14 protein-coding genes are annotated in these 15,242 nt (G+C 64.6%); 10 read left to right on the plus strand and 4 right to left on the minus strand.

The genetic code is table 11. The features are described 5' to 3' along the window. From H165_RS0111450 to H165_RS0111460, 3 genes are all read right to left on the minus strand, one after another. On the minus strand, window positions 1-201 hold a 201-nt coding region (locus tag H165_RS0111450; protein ID WP_017937404.1), incomplete at its 3' end, for an IS5/IS1182 family transposase. Between the two features lie 238 nt (window positions 202-439). Next, window positions 440-1,300 (minus strand): hypothetical protein, encoded by an 861-nt coding sequence (locus H165_RS18560; protein WP_017939076.1) that lies wholly within the window; start codon window positions 1,298-1,300, stop codon window positions 440-442. 99 nt (window positions 1,301-1,399) lie between these two features. Continuing rightward, the gene (locus H165_RS0111460; protein WP_017939077.1) at window positions 1,400-3,031 is read right to left on the minus strand and encodes an NAD+ synthase; all 1,632 of its coding nucleotides are present in this window, start codon (window positions 3,029-3,031) and stop codon (window positions 1,400-1,402) included. A gap of 223 nt (window positions 3,032-3,254) precedes the next feature. Between H165_RS0111460 and H165_RS0111465 the strand changes: the two genes are divergently transcribed. Genes H165_RS0111465 through H165_RS0111475 form a run of 3 tightly spaced genes read left to right on the plus strand, consistent with a single transcriptional unit; the run spans window position 3,255 to window position 6,418 of the window. Beyond that, a complete protein-coding gene (locus H165_RS0111465; protein WP_017939078.1) occupies window positions 3,255-3,491 on the plus strand; it encodes a PP0621 family protein in 237 nt (78 codons plus the stop codon). Beyond that, on the plus strand, window positions 3,481-5,073 hold the full coding sequence (locus H165_RS0111470; RefSeq protein ID WP_017939079.1) for a sensor histidine kinase: 1,593 nt from the start codon (window positions 3,481-3,483) through the stop codon (window positions 5,071-5,073). Before H165_RS0111465 ends, H165_RS0111470 begins: the two co-directional genes overlap by 11 nt. Window positions 5,074-5,077: 4 nt before the next feature. Then, a complete protein-coding gene (locus tag H165_RS0111475) occupies window positions 5,078-6,418 on the plus strand; it encodes a sigma-54-dependent transcriptional regulator (RefSeq protein WP_017939080.1) in 1,341 nt (446 codons plus the stop codon). A 49-nt stretch (window positions 6,419-6,467) separates the two neighbouring features. Here the strand turns inward: H165_RS0111475 and thiO are convergent, their stop codons facing one another. Continuing rightward, window positions 6,468-7,562, minus strand: a complete 1,095-nt coding sequence (gene thiO, locus H165_RS0111480) for a glycine oxidase ThiO (RefSeq protein WP_420493623.1) — start codon at window positions 7,560-7,562, stop codon at window positions 6,468-6,470. 88 nt (window positions 7,563-7,650) lie between these two features. On the opposite strand from thiO, the gene H165_RS0111485 reads away from it, so the two are divergent. The 7 genes from H165_RS0111485 to H165_RS0111525 all read left to right on the plus strand — a co-directional run bounded on the left by H165_RS0111485 (window position 7,651) and on the right by H165_RS0111525 (window position 15,206). Next, window positions 7,651-8,157, plus strand: a complete 507-nt coding sequence (locus H165_RS0111485) for a GspH/FimT family pseudopilin (RefSeq protein ID WP_017939082.1) — start codon at window positions 7,651-7,653, stop codon at window positions 8,155-8,157. 166 nt (window positions 8,158-8,323) lie between these two features. Then, window positions 8,324-8,794 (plus strand): GspH/FimT family pseudopilin, encoded by a 471-nt coding sequence (locus H165_RS0111490; RefSeq protein ID WP_040640632.1) that lies wholly within the window; start codon window positions 8,324-8,326, stop codon window positions 8,792-8,794. An 8-nt stretch (window positions 8,795-8,802) separates the two neighbouring features. Then, window positions 8,803-9,360, plus strand: coding sequence for a type IV pilus modification protein PilV (gene pilV / locus H165_RS0111495; protein ID WP_017939084.1), 558 nt, complete (start codon window positions 8,803-8,805; stop codon window positions 9,358-9,360). Further along, a complete protein-coding gene (locus tag H165_RS0111500) occupies window positions 9,357-10,202 on the plus strand; it encodes a PilW family protein (RefSeq protein WP_017939085.1) in 846 nt (281 codons plus the stop codon). The genes pilV and H165_RS0111500 overlap by 4 nt, the downstream gene beginning before the upstream one ends. Next, window positions 10,199-10,846 (plus strand): PilX N-terminal domain-containing pilus assembly protein, encoded by a 648-nt coding sequence (locus H165_RS0111505; protein ID WP_017939086.1) that lies wholly within the window; start codon window positions 10,199-10,201, stop codon window positions 10,844-10,846. The genes H165_RS0111500 and H165_RS0111505 overlap by 4 nt, the downstream gene beginning before the upstream one ends. 11 nt (window positions 10,847-10,857) lie before the next feature. After that, window positions 10,858-14,748, plus strand: a complete 3,891-nt coding sequence (locus H165_RS0111520; protein WP_248681211.1) for a pilus assembly protein — start codon at window positions 10,858-10,860, stop codon at window positions 14,746-14,748. Next, window positions 14,745-15,206 (plus strand): type IV pilin protein, encoded by a 462-nt coding sequence (locus tag H165_RS0111525; protein WP_017939089.1) that lies wholly within the window; start codon window positions 14,745-14,747, stop codon window positions 15,204-15,206. Before H165_RS0111520 ends, H165_RS0111525 begins: the two co-directional genes overlap by 4 nt. Window positions 15,207-15,242: the final 36 nt, after the last annotated feature.

The raw sequence follows: 15,242 nt of genomic DNA on the forward strand, positions 1-15,242 counted from the left end.
GTTCTGCAGCAGATGCACACGCAGCATCGCCATCAGCGGATAGGCGGGACGACCGCCTTCACCCTTCGGGTAGTGCGGCTCGATCAGGGCGATCAGGCCCTGCCACGGCACCACCTGTTCCATTTCGATCAGGAACAGTTCCTTGCGGGTCTGCTTGCGCTTGCCGGCGTACTCGGCGTCGGCGAAGGTCATCTGCTTCATCGGAAAGCTCTGCGGGTGAAGTCGGCGGATTTTGCCAAATCAGGAAGTCTTTTTCAGAGTTTCCTTAGGCAGCCGAAAGCGGGCATAGTACATGCCGGAGCGGCGGTAGGTGTTGGGAATGAGTGTTGCCATTGAAACCCTCTGATCGATCTCAGGGGCACAATCAGTGGGCACAGTTCTGCCAGACATGCGCTGTAGGGAGGTTAGCATCCGCTACAGGCCGCGTGGTGTCTGGTGTTCAGAAAAATTTGGTGGAGGTGGCGGGGTTCTCGCCGTCATCCGCCGCATAGCCGAGGGCACCCTGGTACTGGTACACCGCGTACCCCATCATGGCGCACATTGCCACCGAGAAGTAGCCGAACAGGAACATCGCCACCGGCATCAGCACCACCTTGGGCAGACCGCTGGCGAGCATCTGGGTGACCCAGGCCGGCGACTGCCAGAGAATGAACAGGAAGGCGCAGAGGATCAGGTAGCGCCAGCCCATGGCTCGGATCACCTGCCCGACCTCGCCCGGGCTGAGCGCGGCACCGAGGGTCTTGTCCAGGGCCAGGCGGATGATGCTCGCCGGCAGCACCAGCAACAGGCCGATGGTCACCGCCCAGTACACTGCCTCGCTGTCGAAATCGGCGGCCAGCCAGAGCGCGGCGAAGGCCAGGAAGAACACCGCCAGCTGCTTGAAGAACAGCGAGAAGCCCTCGCCGCTGAAGGCACTGGCCAGGCTTGGCGCCTCGCCCACGCCCAGGCTGCAGGCCTCGATGACACTGTAGAAGTACTTGGTGGCCACGCTGAACAGCACCAGCCAGAGCAGCAGCGCCGGCGGCAGGAACAGGCTGGCCAGGGCCAGCATCGCGCTCATGGCCAACGGCCCGCTCTGCAGGGCATAGGCGAAGAACGCGGGGATGCGTTCCCAGAAGGGCTGCGCGGTGTTGGCCGCACCGAGGAAGGTCAGCCGCTCGTTGCACAGCGCGCAGCGTGGCCACTCCTCCGGGGCATCGGCATTCAGCGGCACGCAGCAGTCGCCGTAGTGACGCTCGCAGGGCAGGCAGCGCCAGGTGGCCGGCTGGGCGGAGTGGTAGTGGCAGTAGATCTTGTCCATGAGCCCTGGTCCTTGGGGGCTTGCCCGCCGCCCGTGCCGGCCGTCCGCGCAAGCGCCGTGGACGTTGCACGGAACGGCCCCGGCGCTGCGGAAGTCCGCTCAGTCGCCGATCCGCCAGCCCGAGGTGATCGGGTAGCGGCGGTCACGGCCAAAGCCACGCTGGGTGATGCGCGGGCCCACCGCGGCCTGACGACGCTTGTACTCGTTACGGTCGACCATGCGCAGCACCTGGTGCACGGTGTCGGCATCGAAGCCCTCGGCGATGATCGCGTTGGCCGACAGGTCGTACTCGACGTACAGCTTGAGGATCTCGTCGAGCACCGGGTACGGCGGCAGCGAGTCCTCGTCCTTCTGGTCCGGCGCCAGCTCGGCTGACGGCGGCCGGTCGATGACCCGCTGGGGAATCACCATGCCCAGACTGTTGCGGTATTCGCAGAGGCGGAACACCAAGGTCTTGGGCACGTCCTTGAGCACGTCGAAGCCGCCGGCCATGTCGCCATAGAGGGTCGCGTAGCCCACCGCCATCTCGCTCTTGTTGCCGGTGGTGAGCACCAGGTAGCCCTTCTTGTTGGAGATCGCCATCAGCAGGGTGCCGCGGCAGCGCGCCTGCAGGTTCTCCTCGGTGGTGTCGCGGCCAAGGCCCTCGAACACCGGCGCCAGGGTCTGCATGAAGGCCTCGACCATGGGCGCGATGGGCAGCACCCGGTAGGTGACGCCCAGGGCCCGGGCCTCGGCCTCGGCATCCTCCAGGCTGATCTGCGCGGTGTAGCGGTAGGGCATCATCACCGCCTCGACACGCTCTGCGCCCAGGGCATCCACCGCCACGGCCAGGGTCAGCGCCGAGTCGATGCCGCCGGACAGGCCGAGGACCACACCCTTGAAGCCGTTCTTCTGTACGTAGTCGCGCACGCCGAGCACCAGCGCCTGGTAGACGCTGGCCTCCAGCTCGGGCAGCGGCGCGCAGCTGGCCGGCCGCGGGTCGACCTGCGCATCGTCCCAGCCCAGGTCGACCGGATAGAGCCCCTCGGCGAAGGCCGGAGCGCGCTGGCTGACCTGGCCGTCGACGCCGACCACGCAGCTGCCGCCGTCGAACACCAGCTCGTCCTGGCCGCCCACCTGATTGACGTAGACGATGGGCATCTCCCCTTCGCGGGCCCGCTCGGCGAGCACTTCCTCGCGCTCGCGCTGCTTGTCGAGGTGGAAGGGCGAAGCGTTGAGGCTGAGCATCAGCCGCGCGCCGGCGTCGCGGGCCTGCTGCATGGGCTCGGGGAACCAGACGTCCTCACAGATGGTCAGCGCCACCGGCACGCCCTTGATGTCCAGCACGCAAGGCTCGCTGCCGGGCTCGAAGTAGCGCTTCTCGTCGAACACCCGGTAGTTGGGCAGCTTCTGCTTATAGTAGGTGCCGAGCACTTCGCCGTCGGCGATCACCCCGCAGGCGTTGTAGCGCACCTCGCCGTCCAGCCAGGGGTAGCCGACCACCAGGTAGATGCCGCGCACCTCGTCGCACAGACGCTGCAGGCCCTGCTCGATGCGCCGCTGCATGCTCGAGCGCAGCAGCAGATCCTCCGGCGGATAGCCACACAGCGCCAGTTCGGGGAACACGATAACGTCGGCCTGCCACTGGTCGCGAGCAGTGCCGGCCGCCTCGATGATGCGCTCGACGTTACCGTGCACATCACCGACGCGCAGATTCAACTGGGCCATCACGACCCGCAGGGTTTGGCTCATCGCCGCCTCCATCCAAGATTGCGCCCGCCTCATGCCGGACGACAGAGTAGCCCATTGTCCCGCATAGCCTAGGACGGAAACAACGCACGGCCTGCCCTGCCGCCCGCCGACCGGCGGCAGTCCTTGTCCGGGGAGCTCGGCCCCCCGGCAAATGCCCAACGGATAGCAGATCACCGGACGCTTCTTGGATACACTTCCCCTTTCCGTCTACGAAGGAAAGAACATGGGTCGTCTGCTGTTCCTGCTCGTGCTGATCGCCCTGGCCGTCTGGCTGTGGCGTCACTTCACCCGTCCTGCCCGCCCCCGTGCCAGCGGGAGGCCCGAGCAGGAGGCCAAACCGATGGTCCGCTGCGCCCACTGCGGCGTGCACGTACCGCAGGAGCGCGCCCTGTCTCACGAGGGGCACTGGTACTGCTCGCAACTCCATCTGACCCAGGGGCCACAACGCGGTGAGCGCTGAGTCCCTGCCGCTCGACACTCTCCAGAGCCAGCGCATCCTGCGGCTGTACAACCTGTACCGGCTGATCATCGGTCTGGCCCTGGTACTGCTGATCTCCAGCGAACTGGACCACCAGTTGCTGGAGATGGTGAACGCCGACTGGTTCCGCTACGGCAGCTGGCTGTACCTGATCCTCAACCTGCTGTTCGCCACCCTGATCCCGCGCCCGCAGCACCTGGTGCAGGTGTTGACCCTGGCGCTGATCGACGTGCTGCTGCTGTCCAGCCTGTTCTACGCCGCCGGCGGCACGCCCAGCGGGATCGGCAACCTGCTGATCGTCGCGGTGGCCATTGCCAACATCCTGCTGCGCGGGCGTATCGGCCTGCTGATCGCCGCCCTGGCAGCCATCGCGCTGATCTACCTGACCTTCTACCTGAGCCTCAGCCGCCCGGCGGCCGCCGCCCACTACCTGCAGGCCGGCGCCCTGGGCGCGCTGTGCTTCGCCGCGGCGCTGTTCGTCCAGGGCCTGTCGCGGCGCCTGCAGGTCAGCGAAAAGCTCGCCGAGCAGCGCGCCGCCGACGTCGCCAACCTGGAGGCGCTCAACGAGCAGATCCTGCAGCGCATGCGCACCGGCATCCTGGTGCTCGACGACCAACGCCGCGTGCTGCTCGCCAACCAGGGCGCCCTCACCCTGTTCGGCCGGGACCAGCTGGTCGGACGGATCATCGATCCCTTCTGCCCCGCCCTGGTGGATCGCCTGCAGCAGTGGCAGAGCAACCCCACCCTGCGCCCGGACAGCCTCAAGGTCCAGGACAGCGGCCCGACCCTGCAGCCCAGCTTCGTGCCACTGCAGCGCGGCCGGCAGCAGAACATCCTGGTGTTCCTCGACGACATCTCGCAGATCGCCCAGCAGGCCCAACAGCTCAAGCTCGCCGCCCTCGGCCGGCTGACCGCCGGCATCGCCCACGAGATCCGCAACCCGCTCGGCGCCATCAGCCACGCCGCGCAGCTGCTCCAGGAATCGGAACACCTGGACGCCGCCGACCAGCGCCTGCTGCAGATCATCCAGGACCACTCGCGGCGCATGAACCTGGTGATCGAGAACGTCCTGCAGCTGTCTCGCCGCCGCCCGGCCGAACCGCAGCTGCTCGACCTGAAGTACTGGCTGCACCGCTTCGCCGGGGAGTTCTGCGCCAGCCTGCCGCCCAACCAGCAGATCCACGTGGAGACCGGCACCGGCAGCCTGCAGACCCGCATGGATCCCAACCAGCTCACCCAGGTGCTGACCAACCTGGTGCAGAACGGCCTGCGCTACAGCGCCCGGCACAACCCGATCGGCCAGGTCTGGCTGCGCCTGTTCCGCGACCCGGACAGCGAACTGCCGGTGCTCGAGGTGCTCGACGACGGTCCAGGCGTGCCGCCCGAGCAGGTGCCACAGCTCTTCGAGCCCTTCAACACCACCGATAGCAAAGGCACCGGCCTGGGCCTGTATATTTCCCGCGAACTCTGCGAGAGCAACCAGGCTCGACTCGACTACAAACCGCGCGAAGGTGGCGGCAGCTGCTTCCGCATCACCTTCGCCCATCCCCGCAAGCTGAGCTGACCACATGGCCCTCCGACAACGCGCCCTGATCGTCGACGACGAACCCGACATCCGCGAGCTACTGGAAATCACCCTCGGGCGGATGAAGCTGGATACGCGCAGCGCCCGCAACGTCAAGGAAGCCCGCGAATGGCTGCTGCGCGAGCCCTTCGATCTGTGCCTCACCGACATGCGCCTACCCGACGGCACCGGCCTGGAGCTGGTGCAGCACATCCAGCAGCGCCATCCCCAGGTGCCGGTGGCGATGATCACCGCCTACGGCAGCCTGGACACCGCGATCAATGCCCTCAAAGCCGGCGCCTTCGACTTTCTCACCAAGCCGGTGGACCTCGCCCGCCTGCGCGAGCTGGTCGGCACCGCCCTGCGCCTGCGCGCCCCGGAGGATGCCGAGGCGCCGGTGGACAACCGCCTGCTCGGCGACTCGCCGCCGATGCGCGAGCTACGCAAGCAGATCCAGAAGCTCGCCCGCAGCCAGGCGCCGGTGTACATCAGCGGCGAATCGGGCAGCGGCAAGGAGCTGGTGGCCCGACTGATCCACGAACAGGGCCCGCGTGCCGGGCAGCCATTCGTGCCGGTCAACTGCGGCGCCATTCCCTCGGAGCTGATGGAAAGCGAGTTCTTCGGCCACAAGAAGGGAAGCTTCACCGGCGCCATCGAGGACAAGCAGGGCCTGTTCCAGGCCGCCAATGGCGGCACCCTGTTCCTCGACGAGGTGGCCGATCTGCCGCTGCCGATGCAGGTCAAGCTGCTGCGCGCCATCCAGGAAAAGGCGGTACGCGCCGTCGGCGGCCAGCAGGAGCAGGTGGTAGACGTGCGTGTGCTGTGCGCCACCCACAAGGACCTGGCCGCCGAGGTAGCCGCCGGGCGCTTCCGCCAGGACCTCTACTACCGCCTCAACGTCATCGAACTGCGCGTGCCGCCGCTGCGCGAGCGCCGCGAGGACATCCCGCTGATCGCCGAGCGGGTGCTCAAGCGCCTCGCCGAGAGCAGCGGCCTGCCGCCGGCCCGGCTCACCCCAGAGGCCCTGGAGAAGCTCAAGAGCTACCGCTTCCCCGGCAACGTCCGCGAGCTGGAGAACATGCTCGAGCGCGCCTACACCCTGTGCGAGGACGACCTGATCCAGGCCCGCGACCTGCGCCTGATCGACGCCTGCAGCAGCCCGGAAAGCGGCGAGGCCAACCTGGCGCAGGTGGACAACCTGGAGGACTATCTGGAGGACCTGGAGCGCAAGCTGATCATGCAGGCCCTCGAGGAAACCCGCTGGAACCGCACCGCGGCCGCCCAGCGCCTGGGGCTGACCTTCCGCTCGATGCGCTACCGGCTGAAGAAGCTGGGCATCGACTGATGGCCCGGGTGCCGGAACGCGAACTGCCGCTCCGGCACCTGGCCAGTCCCTAGCCGATCCGCCCGGCCGGCGCGTAGGGCGCCGGATCGATGATCGGCGCGCGGCCCAGCAGCAGATCCGCCAACAGCCGGCAGGAGGCCGGCGCCAGTACCAGACCGTTGCGGAAGTGCCCGCAGTTCAGCCACAGCCCCTCGAACCCCGGCACCGGACCGATGTAGGGAATGCCCTCCGGCGAGCCCGGGCGCAGGCCGGCCCAGTGCCTGACCACCTCCGCCTCGGCGAGCGCCGGCAGCAGCTCGATGGCCGAGGCGCGCAGGCTGGCCAGAGCCTCGCCGGTCGGCGTCTTGTCGAAACCGGCGTACTCCAGGGTGCTGCCCACCAGGATATGCCCGTCCCGGCGCGGAATAGCGTAGCGTCCCTTGGCCATCACCATGCTCGGCAGGAAGTCCGCGGCGCACTTGAAGAGGATCATCTGCCCCTTCACCGGCTCGACCGGCAGCTCGATGCCCAGCCCGGCCAGCAACTCGCCGCTCCATGCCCCGGCGCTGACCACCACCCGCTCGGCACGCAGCTCGCCCTGGGCGGTGCGCACGCCGACCACCCGATCGCCCTCCCGCAGGAAGCCCTCAACCGGGCACTGCTCGCGCAGGGTCACGTTGGGCATGCGCAGCAGGGCCTCGCGCAGCGAACGGGTCAGGCGCGGATTGCGCACATTGGCCACCTCGGCCATGTACAGCGCCCGCGAATAGCCGGGGCCGAGCACCGGCACGGCGCGGTAGACGGCGTCCATGCCCACCGCCGCCAGCGGTCGCCCTTCCCGCCGCGCCCAGGCCAGCGCCTCGGCCTCGTCGTCCAGATCCAGCCAGTACAGGCCGGTGACGTGTACCTCCGGATCCACCCCGGTCGCGGCCAGCAGCTCCTGGCCCAGCTGCGGATAGAAATCCTGCGACCAGTGCGCCAGCGCCGTCACCGCCGGGCTGTAGCGCCAGGGATAGAGCGGCGAGACGATGCCGCCCCCGGCCCAGGACGCCTCACGCCCGGTCACGCCCGCCTCGACCAGCTGTACCGAAGCACCGGAACGCGCCAGCAGGAAACTGGACAGGAGGCCGATGGCACCCCCGCCTACCACTATGAAGTCTTTCAAAATTCTATGCCTCGCACTTGCCACCCTCGTTGTGAAGGGCTAAATCCGTCTACGCCAGGAAGGCACTACGACAAGACAGGACACCCTCATGCTCTACTCATCGCAGCAGGGCCTGACCCTGCCTGAACTGCTCATCACCCTGAGCCTGATCTCGCTGCTCGCGGCCATCGCAACGCCCGACTTCAGGCGCCTGATCGAAAGCAATCGCCAGCAAGCGCTCCAGGACCGGCTGCTGCACAGCCTGCAACAGGCCCGGGCGCGTGCGGTCATCGAAGGACGATCGGTGGAGGTATGCGCTTCGGAGGACGGCGAGCAGTGTGGCGCCGACTGGAACAAGGGGTGGATTCTAAAGGCTGTCGGCCGTGAAGAGACACTGGCAGCAGAGCAATTGTCCCCTGCCACTCATCGTCTGCACTGGCAGGGCTTCACCCAACGCATCGTATTCCACGCCAACGGCCAGAGTCCCACCGGCAATGGCCGATTCTACCTGTGTCAGGACGGGGATCTCGCCTGGCAGCTGGTGCTCAATCGGCAGGGGCGCGTGCGCATCTCGACCAAGGCAGAAAACCGGAAGGAGGCACACCGCTGCGGCTAAAGGGCACTTCCTTGCGATCCGAGGCGGAGGACCGGCGTGAACCAGCGCACGTCTAGAGGCAGAGCACCAACCGGCCATCCCCCAGGTTGAGCCAGTTGTCTAGCTGAACGGGACTGGCTCGAACGTTTCGGCCAGTATCTGCTCGGCATTTATCTTGGAGTTCATCATGTCAGGCAGAAAGGACATGCGCGGCTTCACCCTGGTGGAACTGATGATCATCCTGGTGCTGATCGGGATCATCGCCACCATAGCAGTCCCCAACTTCAACGACCTCATCCAGCGCAACCGTGTGCAGACTCAGGCCGAAGACCTCAAAGCCCTCCTGCGCTATGCCCGCGGCGAAGCCGTCAGCCGCAAGGTTCCCACCAGCGTGACCGTCGAAGACGACATCTGGACGGTTATCCGCCACGACAAGGGCGAGGACGTGGAACTCCGCCGGCTTCAGGCCACCCCCGCCACCACCATCCGCGCCAGCGTCGAGGAAATCCGCTTCAACAGCAACGGCACGGCGACTGCGGCCACCTTCACGGTATGCCACGATGACGACGCCAGCAGCGGCGTCCGGCTGGAGGTCCAGGCCAGCGGCGCCATCCTCAAGCTCAAGGACGACACCCCTCCCGCCAGCTGCACCCTGTGAGGAACACCATGACGACCAGCAAAGGCTTCAGTCTGATCGAAGTGCTCGTGGCCCTGCTCCTGACCACCATCGGCATACTCGGCATGGTGGCCCTGCAGGGGCGCAGCATCCAGTACACCCAGGACGCCATGCAGCGCAACGCAGCCGTCGAGCTGGCCAACGACCTGATCGAGATCATCCGCGCCCATCCGCAGGAGCTGTACAGCTCGACCGCTCCCAAGCAGCCGATGAACAGCGGGATGAAGGAGGGCTCCATCTTCTACAAGGCCAAAGGGTCGGATCTTCCAGAACGGCAAGAGTGCGTGACCAGCCCCAGCCAAATCGCCAAGACTGCCCGGCAACAGCGTGACTGCTGGGCCGACCGGGTCGAGGCCCTGCTGCCCGGCGCCGAAGACCTCTTCTCCAGCGACATGTACATCTGCCGCAGCCCGGAACCCGGCAAATGCGATGACAAGGGCTCGATGCTGGAAATCCGCCTGGCCTGGGAAGTCCGCCAGGGAGCCTGCCTGGACGCCAGCGCGCCCGATGCCACCGTCTGCACCTACACCATTCGGGTGGAACCATGAACGACATGATCAAACGCCAACGCGGCCTGTCGATGGTCGAACTGCTGGTGGTACTCCTCATCGGCAGCTTCCTGATCATCGGCATCACCCAGGTCTATCTCGACAACAAGCGCAGCTACGCCTTCCAGCAGAGCCAGGCCAACAACCTGGACAACGGCCGCTTCGCCACCCTGATGCTCAACCAGTACCTGGGCAAGGCCGGCTACCGCCGCGATCCATCGCAACTGGTGGAGTTCGCCTTTCCCGCCAAGACAGCCGAGGACGATTGCCAGGACTTCAAGGCTGGCCATGCGGTCACCGGCTTCGCCGCCGACAAGGGCACGGGATTCTGCATTCGCTACCAGCCCCAGGTCAGCGGGGAGCTGGACTGCCAGGGCACGGCCAGCGACGTCGAGTACGACGAAGCCTTCAAGAGCCCGTCCAGCGACGACCTCATCGTCCTCGCCTTCAAGTACAAGCCGGACGATACCGATCTGAGCGAGGGTCGCCTGCTGTGCAAGAGCCTGAATGCCGCCAACCCGCAATACAGGGAACTGCTCACCGGCATTGCCGACCTGCGCCTCGACTTCGGGGTGGGCAGCGCCGACGTGCTGGAAAAGGAAGTCACCACCTTCGTTCCGCAGGCGGACTGGACATCCGCCAGTGGCGCCATCCGCAGCCTGCGCTACTCACTGCTGCTCGCCAGCAAGGAAAACCAGCGCGACAGCGACGACTCCAAGGTTCTCACGGACTGGCTCGCCAACGCCCCGGCAGCGACCAAGACCCGCCTGGAGAACGCCGACAAGAAACGCCTCTACCAGGTAGCCAACAGTATCCAGACCGTCAGGAACTTCATGCCATGACTGCCCTATCCCGCCAGTCCCAGCGCGGCGCGGTGCTGCTCGTCGCGCTCATCATGCTGCTGATGCTCACCATGCTGGCCATCGGGAGCATGCGTGGGGTGACCCTCGAAACCCGCATCACCGCCAACCGCGCCCTCGACACCCAGCTGCAGAACGTCGCCGACGCTGCCCTGCGCGAAGCCGAATTCCGCTTCTACGGGCCTGGCAACCTCACCGACAAGCTGGAAGCCAAGGCAGCCAACTGCAGCCCCTCGAACACACTGAAGACCAACGGCCTGAACAAGCCCTGCCTGCTGGCTATCAAGAAAGACAAGCTATTGACCTTCGTCGACCAGCCCTGGGACGCCACTAAGGACTTTCTCGAAAAGGACTTTCTCGAAGAGGAGTCCGAAGCTGGGCTGCCCTTGCTCTGGATGCCCTACCGCGGTACGGATCCCTCGGCCAGCACCACAGCCGATAGCAGATATCCGGCAGACTGGAACAGCATCCTGGCCATGGAAACCGGCAACGCCTCGGTCAATGCCGAATACGGCATGGCCCTCGAAGGCCAAGGTACCTACTTCTACCTGAACAACGGCAAGGCGGGCGACGCCCTGCACCTGCAGTCGACCCACGCCAACATCTATCTGGGCATCAACAACTGAGAGCCGACACCATGCACCGTACTCGCCTTCATGCCCCTATCAAGACGATCTCGTGCGCAGTCCTCGGCATCACGCTACTCAGCGCTGCCAACGCCTATGCGGCCGTATCCCAGAGCCCGCTGAGCCTGACCGTCGGCGTGCCGCCGAACATGATTCTGACGCTGGATGACTCCGGCAGTATGCGCTGGGCATTTGTACCCGACGGCGGTGGCAACAGCGACAGTCGACGAGTTAAGTCCAGTACTTTCAACCCTATGTATTACAACCCGGCGGTGAGCTACGTAGTTCCGCCGCGGTATAGCGCGGACGGCGAACGCTATACCCCGACGACGGCTGAAACGCCTATCTTCACCAACGCACTTAATAACGGTTTCAAGCCGGCCAATGGTGCCTATAACCTGGCAACCGACTACCGGGTAACCTGGAGCTACGACCCCACGGGAGCCATGAGTGGCGACACCGCCTACGGTTACAGTAGCACCAGTAGCACCAGCAACAGATTCGCCGAAAACCCCTCGTCGGACTTCCAGGCAAGTGCCAGTATCAGCACCAACAACGACAGCAAAACGGTTACCAAGGGACCTATTACCTACACGATCGTGCGAACCGGCTCGAACAGCTGTACGGCAACCGTTAGCTACGCCAATTCGTCGAGCAATCTTCCGGCTAACTGCACAGGTAGCAGCGGTACGTTCACCGTTGACCTGAGCACCGCCGTCAGCACTGGCGAGCGATACCTCAGCAGCGGCTCCCAGACCGTCAGCACCAACGGATTGGAGTTTACGATCACCCGGACCGGCACCCGAAGCTGCACAGCCACTGTGAGCACCAAGGGTGGAAGCCAAAATGTTGATGCTCAATGCCACAGCCCTTCAAACAACCGCTATGTAGCCACTTATTCCGGCGTGCCTGCTTATTACTACACCCATAATGGTGGAAACTGCGGATTTAACGACGACAACTGCTACACGCTGCATTTCGTCAGCGCAGCCGAACAGCAGAATTTTGCCAACTGGTATTCCTTCTATCGGAACCGTGCGCTGGCCACCATCAGTGCCGCGAGCATCGCCTTTTCCGAACTTCCCAACAGCACTCGACTGACCTGGCAGGGGCTGGGTACCTGTACGACGCTGAACTCCACCTCCAACTGTAATAGTGGCAACAACCTGTTCAGGGAGTACGACCTGACCCAGCGCGGACGACTGTTCAGCTGGATGCAGAACATGGGTTTCGCGTCCTCGACCCCTCTCCCGAAAGCGCTCAAGCGAGCCGGTGAGTTCCTCAAGACATCGGATGTCCCTTGGCAGAAATTCCCGAACGGGACCGGCAACACCACCGAAAACACCTACGCCTGCCGTCCCAGCTACCACATCCTCATGACAGACGGCATGTGGAACGAAACCGTAGAGGACCCTACCAGCTTCCGAACCGACCACAGCAGCTTTGTTCTGCCCGACGGAACTGCCTACAACGACAGCGTAAAGCCCTATGCGGACACCACCAATAGAACCCTGGCTGACCTCGCCATGCATTACTGGGCTACGGACCTGCGTCCATCTCTGGACAACAAACTGCCAGCCTACATGCCATTCAAGAGCGGCGATAGCAACACCGACTATTGGGATCCCCGCAACAACCCGGCAACCTGGCAGCACATGGTCAACTTTACGGTTGGCCTGGGCCTGACCCAATCCCTCAAGCAGAGCGGCGTGGAGTGGGACCCGACCAGAGGCACTTTCGGTGGCACCGGTTACGACAATCTCAAGAACGGCACCAAGAGCTGGCCGGCCGCGTCCTCTGGCAGCGACAACAACGTCTATGACCTGTGGCACGCGGCAATCAACTCGCGCGGCGAGTTCTTCAGCGTCGACAGTCCGGAAGCCATGGTCCAGGCTTTCGCCGATATTCTCTCGCGCATTGCGGACCGTACCGCTACGGCAGCCCGCCCAGCCATCAACTCGGGCCAGGTCAGCGCCGACGAAGGTGAAAATGTCACGGTGAAGACCGTTTCCTACCAGACATCCTATTCCAGTGCAGATAACTGGGCAGGCGACGTGAAGCGTTTCGAGAAAGCCTGGAACGCCCAAAGCAATGTCTTCGAAACCACCGAGATCTGGAGTGCCAAGAGCAAGGTACCGGCCTGGTCGAACCGCACCATCAAGATGGCCGGTAATAACAACAGCGGCCTGCAGGACTTCAGTTGGGCCAACGCAGGCTCGGCCGAAACCGAAGGCACCCTGGCCTACTGGCTGAGTCGCAACCCGGAGACCGGAGTCAGCGATGGCCTCGGGCAGCAGCGCCTGGAGTACCTGCGTGGCAACCGTACTGGAGAAGGTACCACCTTCCGTAGGCGCAGCAGCGTGCTGGGGGACTTCTACTCTTCCAGCCCGGCGGTGGTCTCCGGCCCGCGCTACCTGATCAATATCAGCAACCAGCTGGAAGGCAACACTGCCTATACCACCTTCGCCCAGAGCATTGCCAACCGGACTCCCCGCGTCTATGTGGGCGCCAACGACGGCATGCTGCACGGTTTCAATGCCGTGACGGGGGTCGAGGAATTCGCCTTCATCCCCAGCGCCGTTCTCCACAAGCTCAACAAGTTGACCGGCACTAACTACAGCCACGAGTTCTACGTGGACGGCAGCCCGGTGGTGGCCGACGTCTACGACGGAACCCAGTGGCGCACCATCCTGGTCGGTACCCTGAAGGCCGGCGGCAAGTCCATCTTCGCGCTGGACATCACCACCCCCGGCAGCGAGGAGCTGCTATGGGAGTTCGACGACAGCAGCCTCCCCGAGAATGCCGCAGTCAAGATGGGCTACAGCTTCTCGCAGCCGACCATTGCCCGCCTGCATACCGGCAAATGGGCCGTGGTGTTCGGCAATGGCTACGAAAGCGCCAACCACACCAACGGCAAGGCTGCGCTGTTCATCGTCGACGCCATCAAGGGCACGCTGCTGAAAAGTCTGGAAGTCCAGGGCACCAACGGCGTGGCCAACGGCCTGTCCACGCCCAAGCTGGCCGACTACAACGCCGATGGCGTGGCCGACTATGCCTATGCCGGCGACCTGCAGGGCAACCTCTGGCGCTTCGATCTGCTGCGCAACGACCGCAGCGAGTCCGCGCCCTTCACCACCGAGGACGACGGCGAAAGTGCCCTCGATGACTTCGAGGTGGCCTTCGGAGGCCACCCGCTGTTCAGCGCCCATGCGACTAAACCTGCCGACAAGCGCCAGCCCATCACCGCGGCGCCCAGCCTGGTACGCCACCCGAATGGCATCGGCTACCTGGTGATCTTCGGTACCGGCAAGTTCTTCGAGACCGGAGACAAGGACGGCGACAAGAGCATGGCCCAGACCGTCTACGGCATCTGGGACAAGCAGACCAAGGGGGAGAATGCCAGCAATCCCAATATCAGCCGCGGCAGCCTGCAGAAGCAGGAAATCCTCAGCCAGATCACCGTGCAAGCAGACGGCACGACCCGCCAGGGCCGCACCATCAGCGACAACACAGTGGACTGGACCACCCAGAACGGCTGGTATCTGGACCTGAAGGACGACGGTGAGATGGTGGTGGAAAACATGTCGCAACTGGGTCGTACCATCTTCATGCAGTCGCTGGTGCCCAACGACGACCCCTGCGGCGATGGCGCCACCAACTGGACCTATGCCCTCAACCCCTTCACCGGTGGCAAGACGCTGCAGCGCGCCTTCGATTACGTCCCCACGAGCGGTTCTGGAACCGTTTCCGCCATCCGCCAGGATGGTGAAGGTGGCGGTACCATTACCCAGAACTCGGACAGCTCGTTCGAGTTCTGCACCGGCCAGGAATGCGTGGGCATCTACCCCGACCCGGCCAGCATGGGCCGCCAGAGCTGGCGCAGACTCGAGGAGCAGAAATGACCCAGCACTCGTCCCTGATGGAGTATTCGATGAAACCTGTGCAGAGCGGCTTCACCCTGATCGAAGTCATGATCGTGGTAGTGATCATCGGCATCCTGGCCGCCATCGCCTATCCGAGCTACGACGAGTACGTCAAACGCGCGAACCGCTCGGAAGGCCAGGCGCTGCTGAACGATGCTGCGGCACGCCAGGAACGCTACTTTGCCCAGAACAATGCCTACATCACCAGTTCGGGTGAGCTGAGCAAGCTGGGCTTGCGCACCAGCGGCAGTGACGTGGTTTCCGAGACGGGCAAGTACAAGCTCCAGGTGGCCAAGGGCGCAAAGGGGGATGGCGGCTACTTGCTGACCGCTTTGCAGCAGTTCGGCGACAACAAATGTGGCAACCTGACCCTGAATGCCATGGGCAAGAAAGGTCGCACCGGCACAGGCAAGACGGTCGAGGAATGCTGGCGCTAAGCCAGGCAGCGAAAAGCCCGCCATCCGGCGGGCTTT

It is taken from the genome of Pseudomonas thermotolerans DSM 14292 (assembly GCF_000364625.1).
Lineage (GTDB): Bacteria > Pseudomonadota > Gammaproteobacteria > Pseudomonadales > Pseudomonadaceae > Aquipseudomonas > Aquipseudomonas thermotolerans.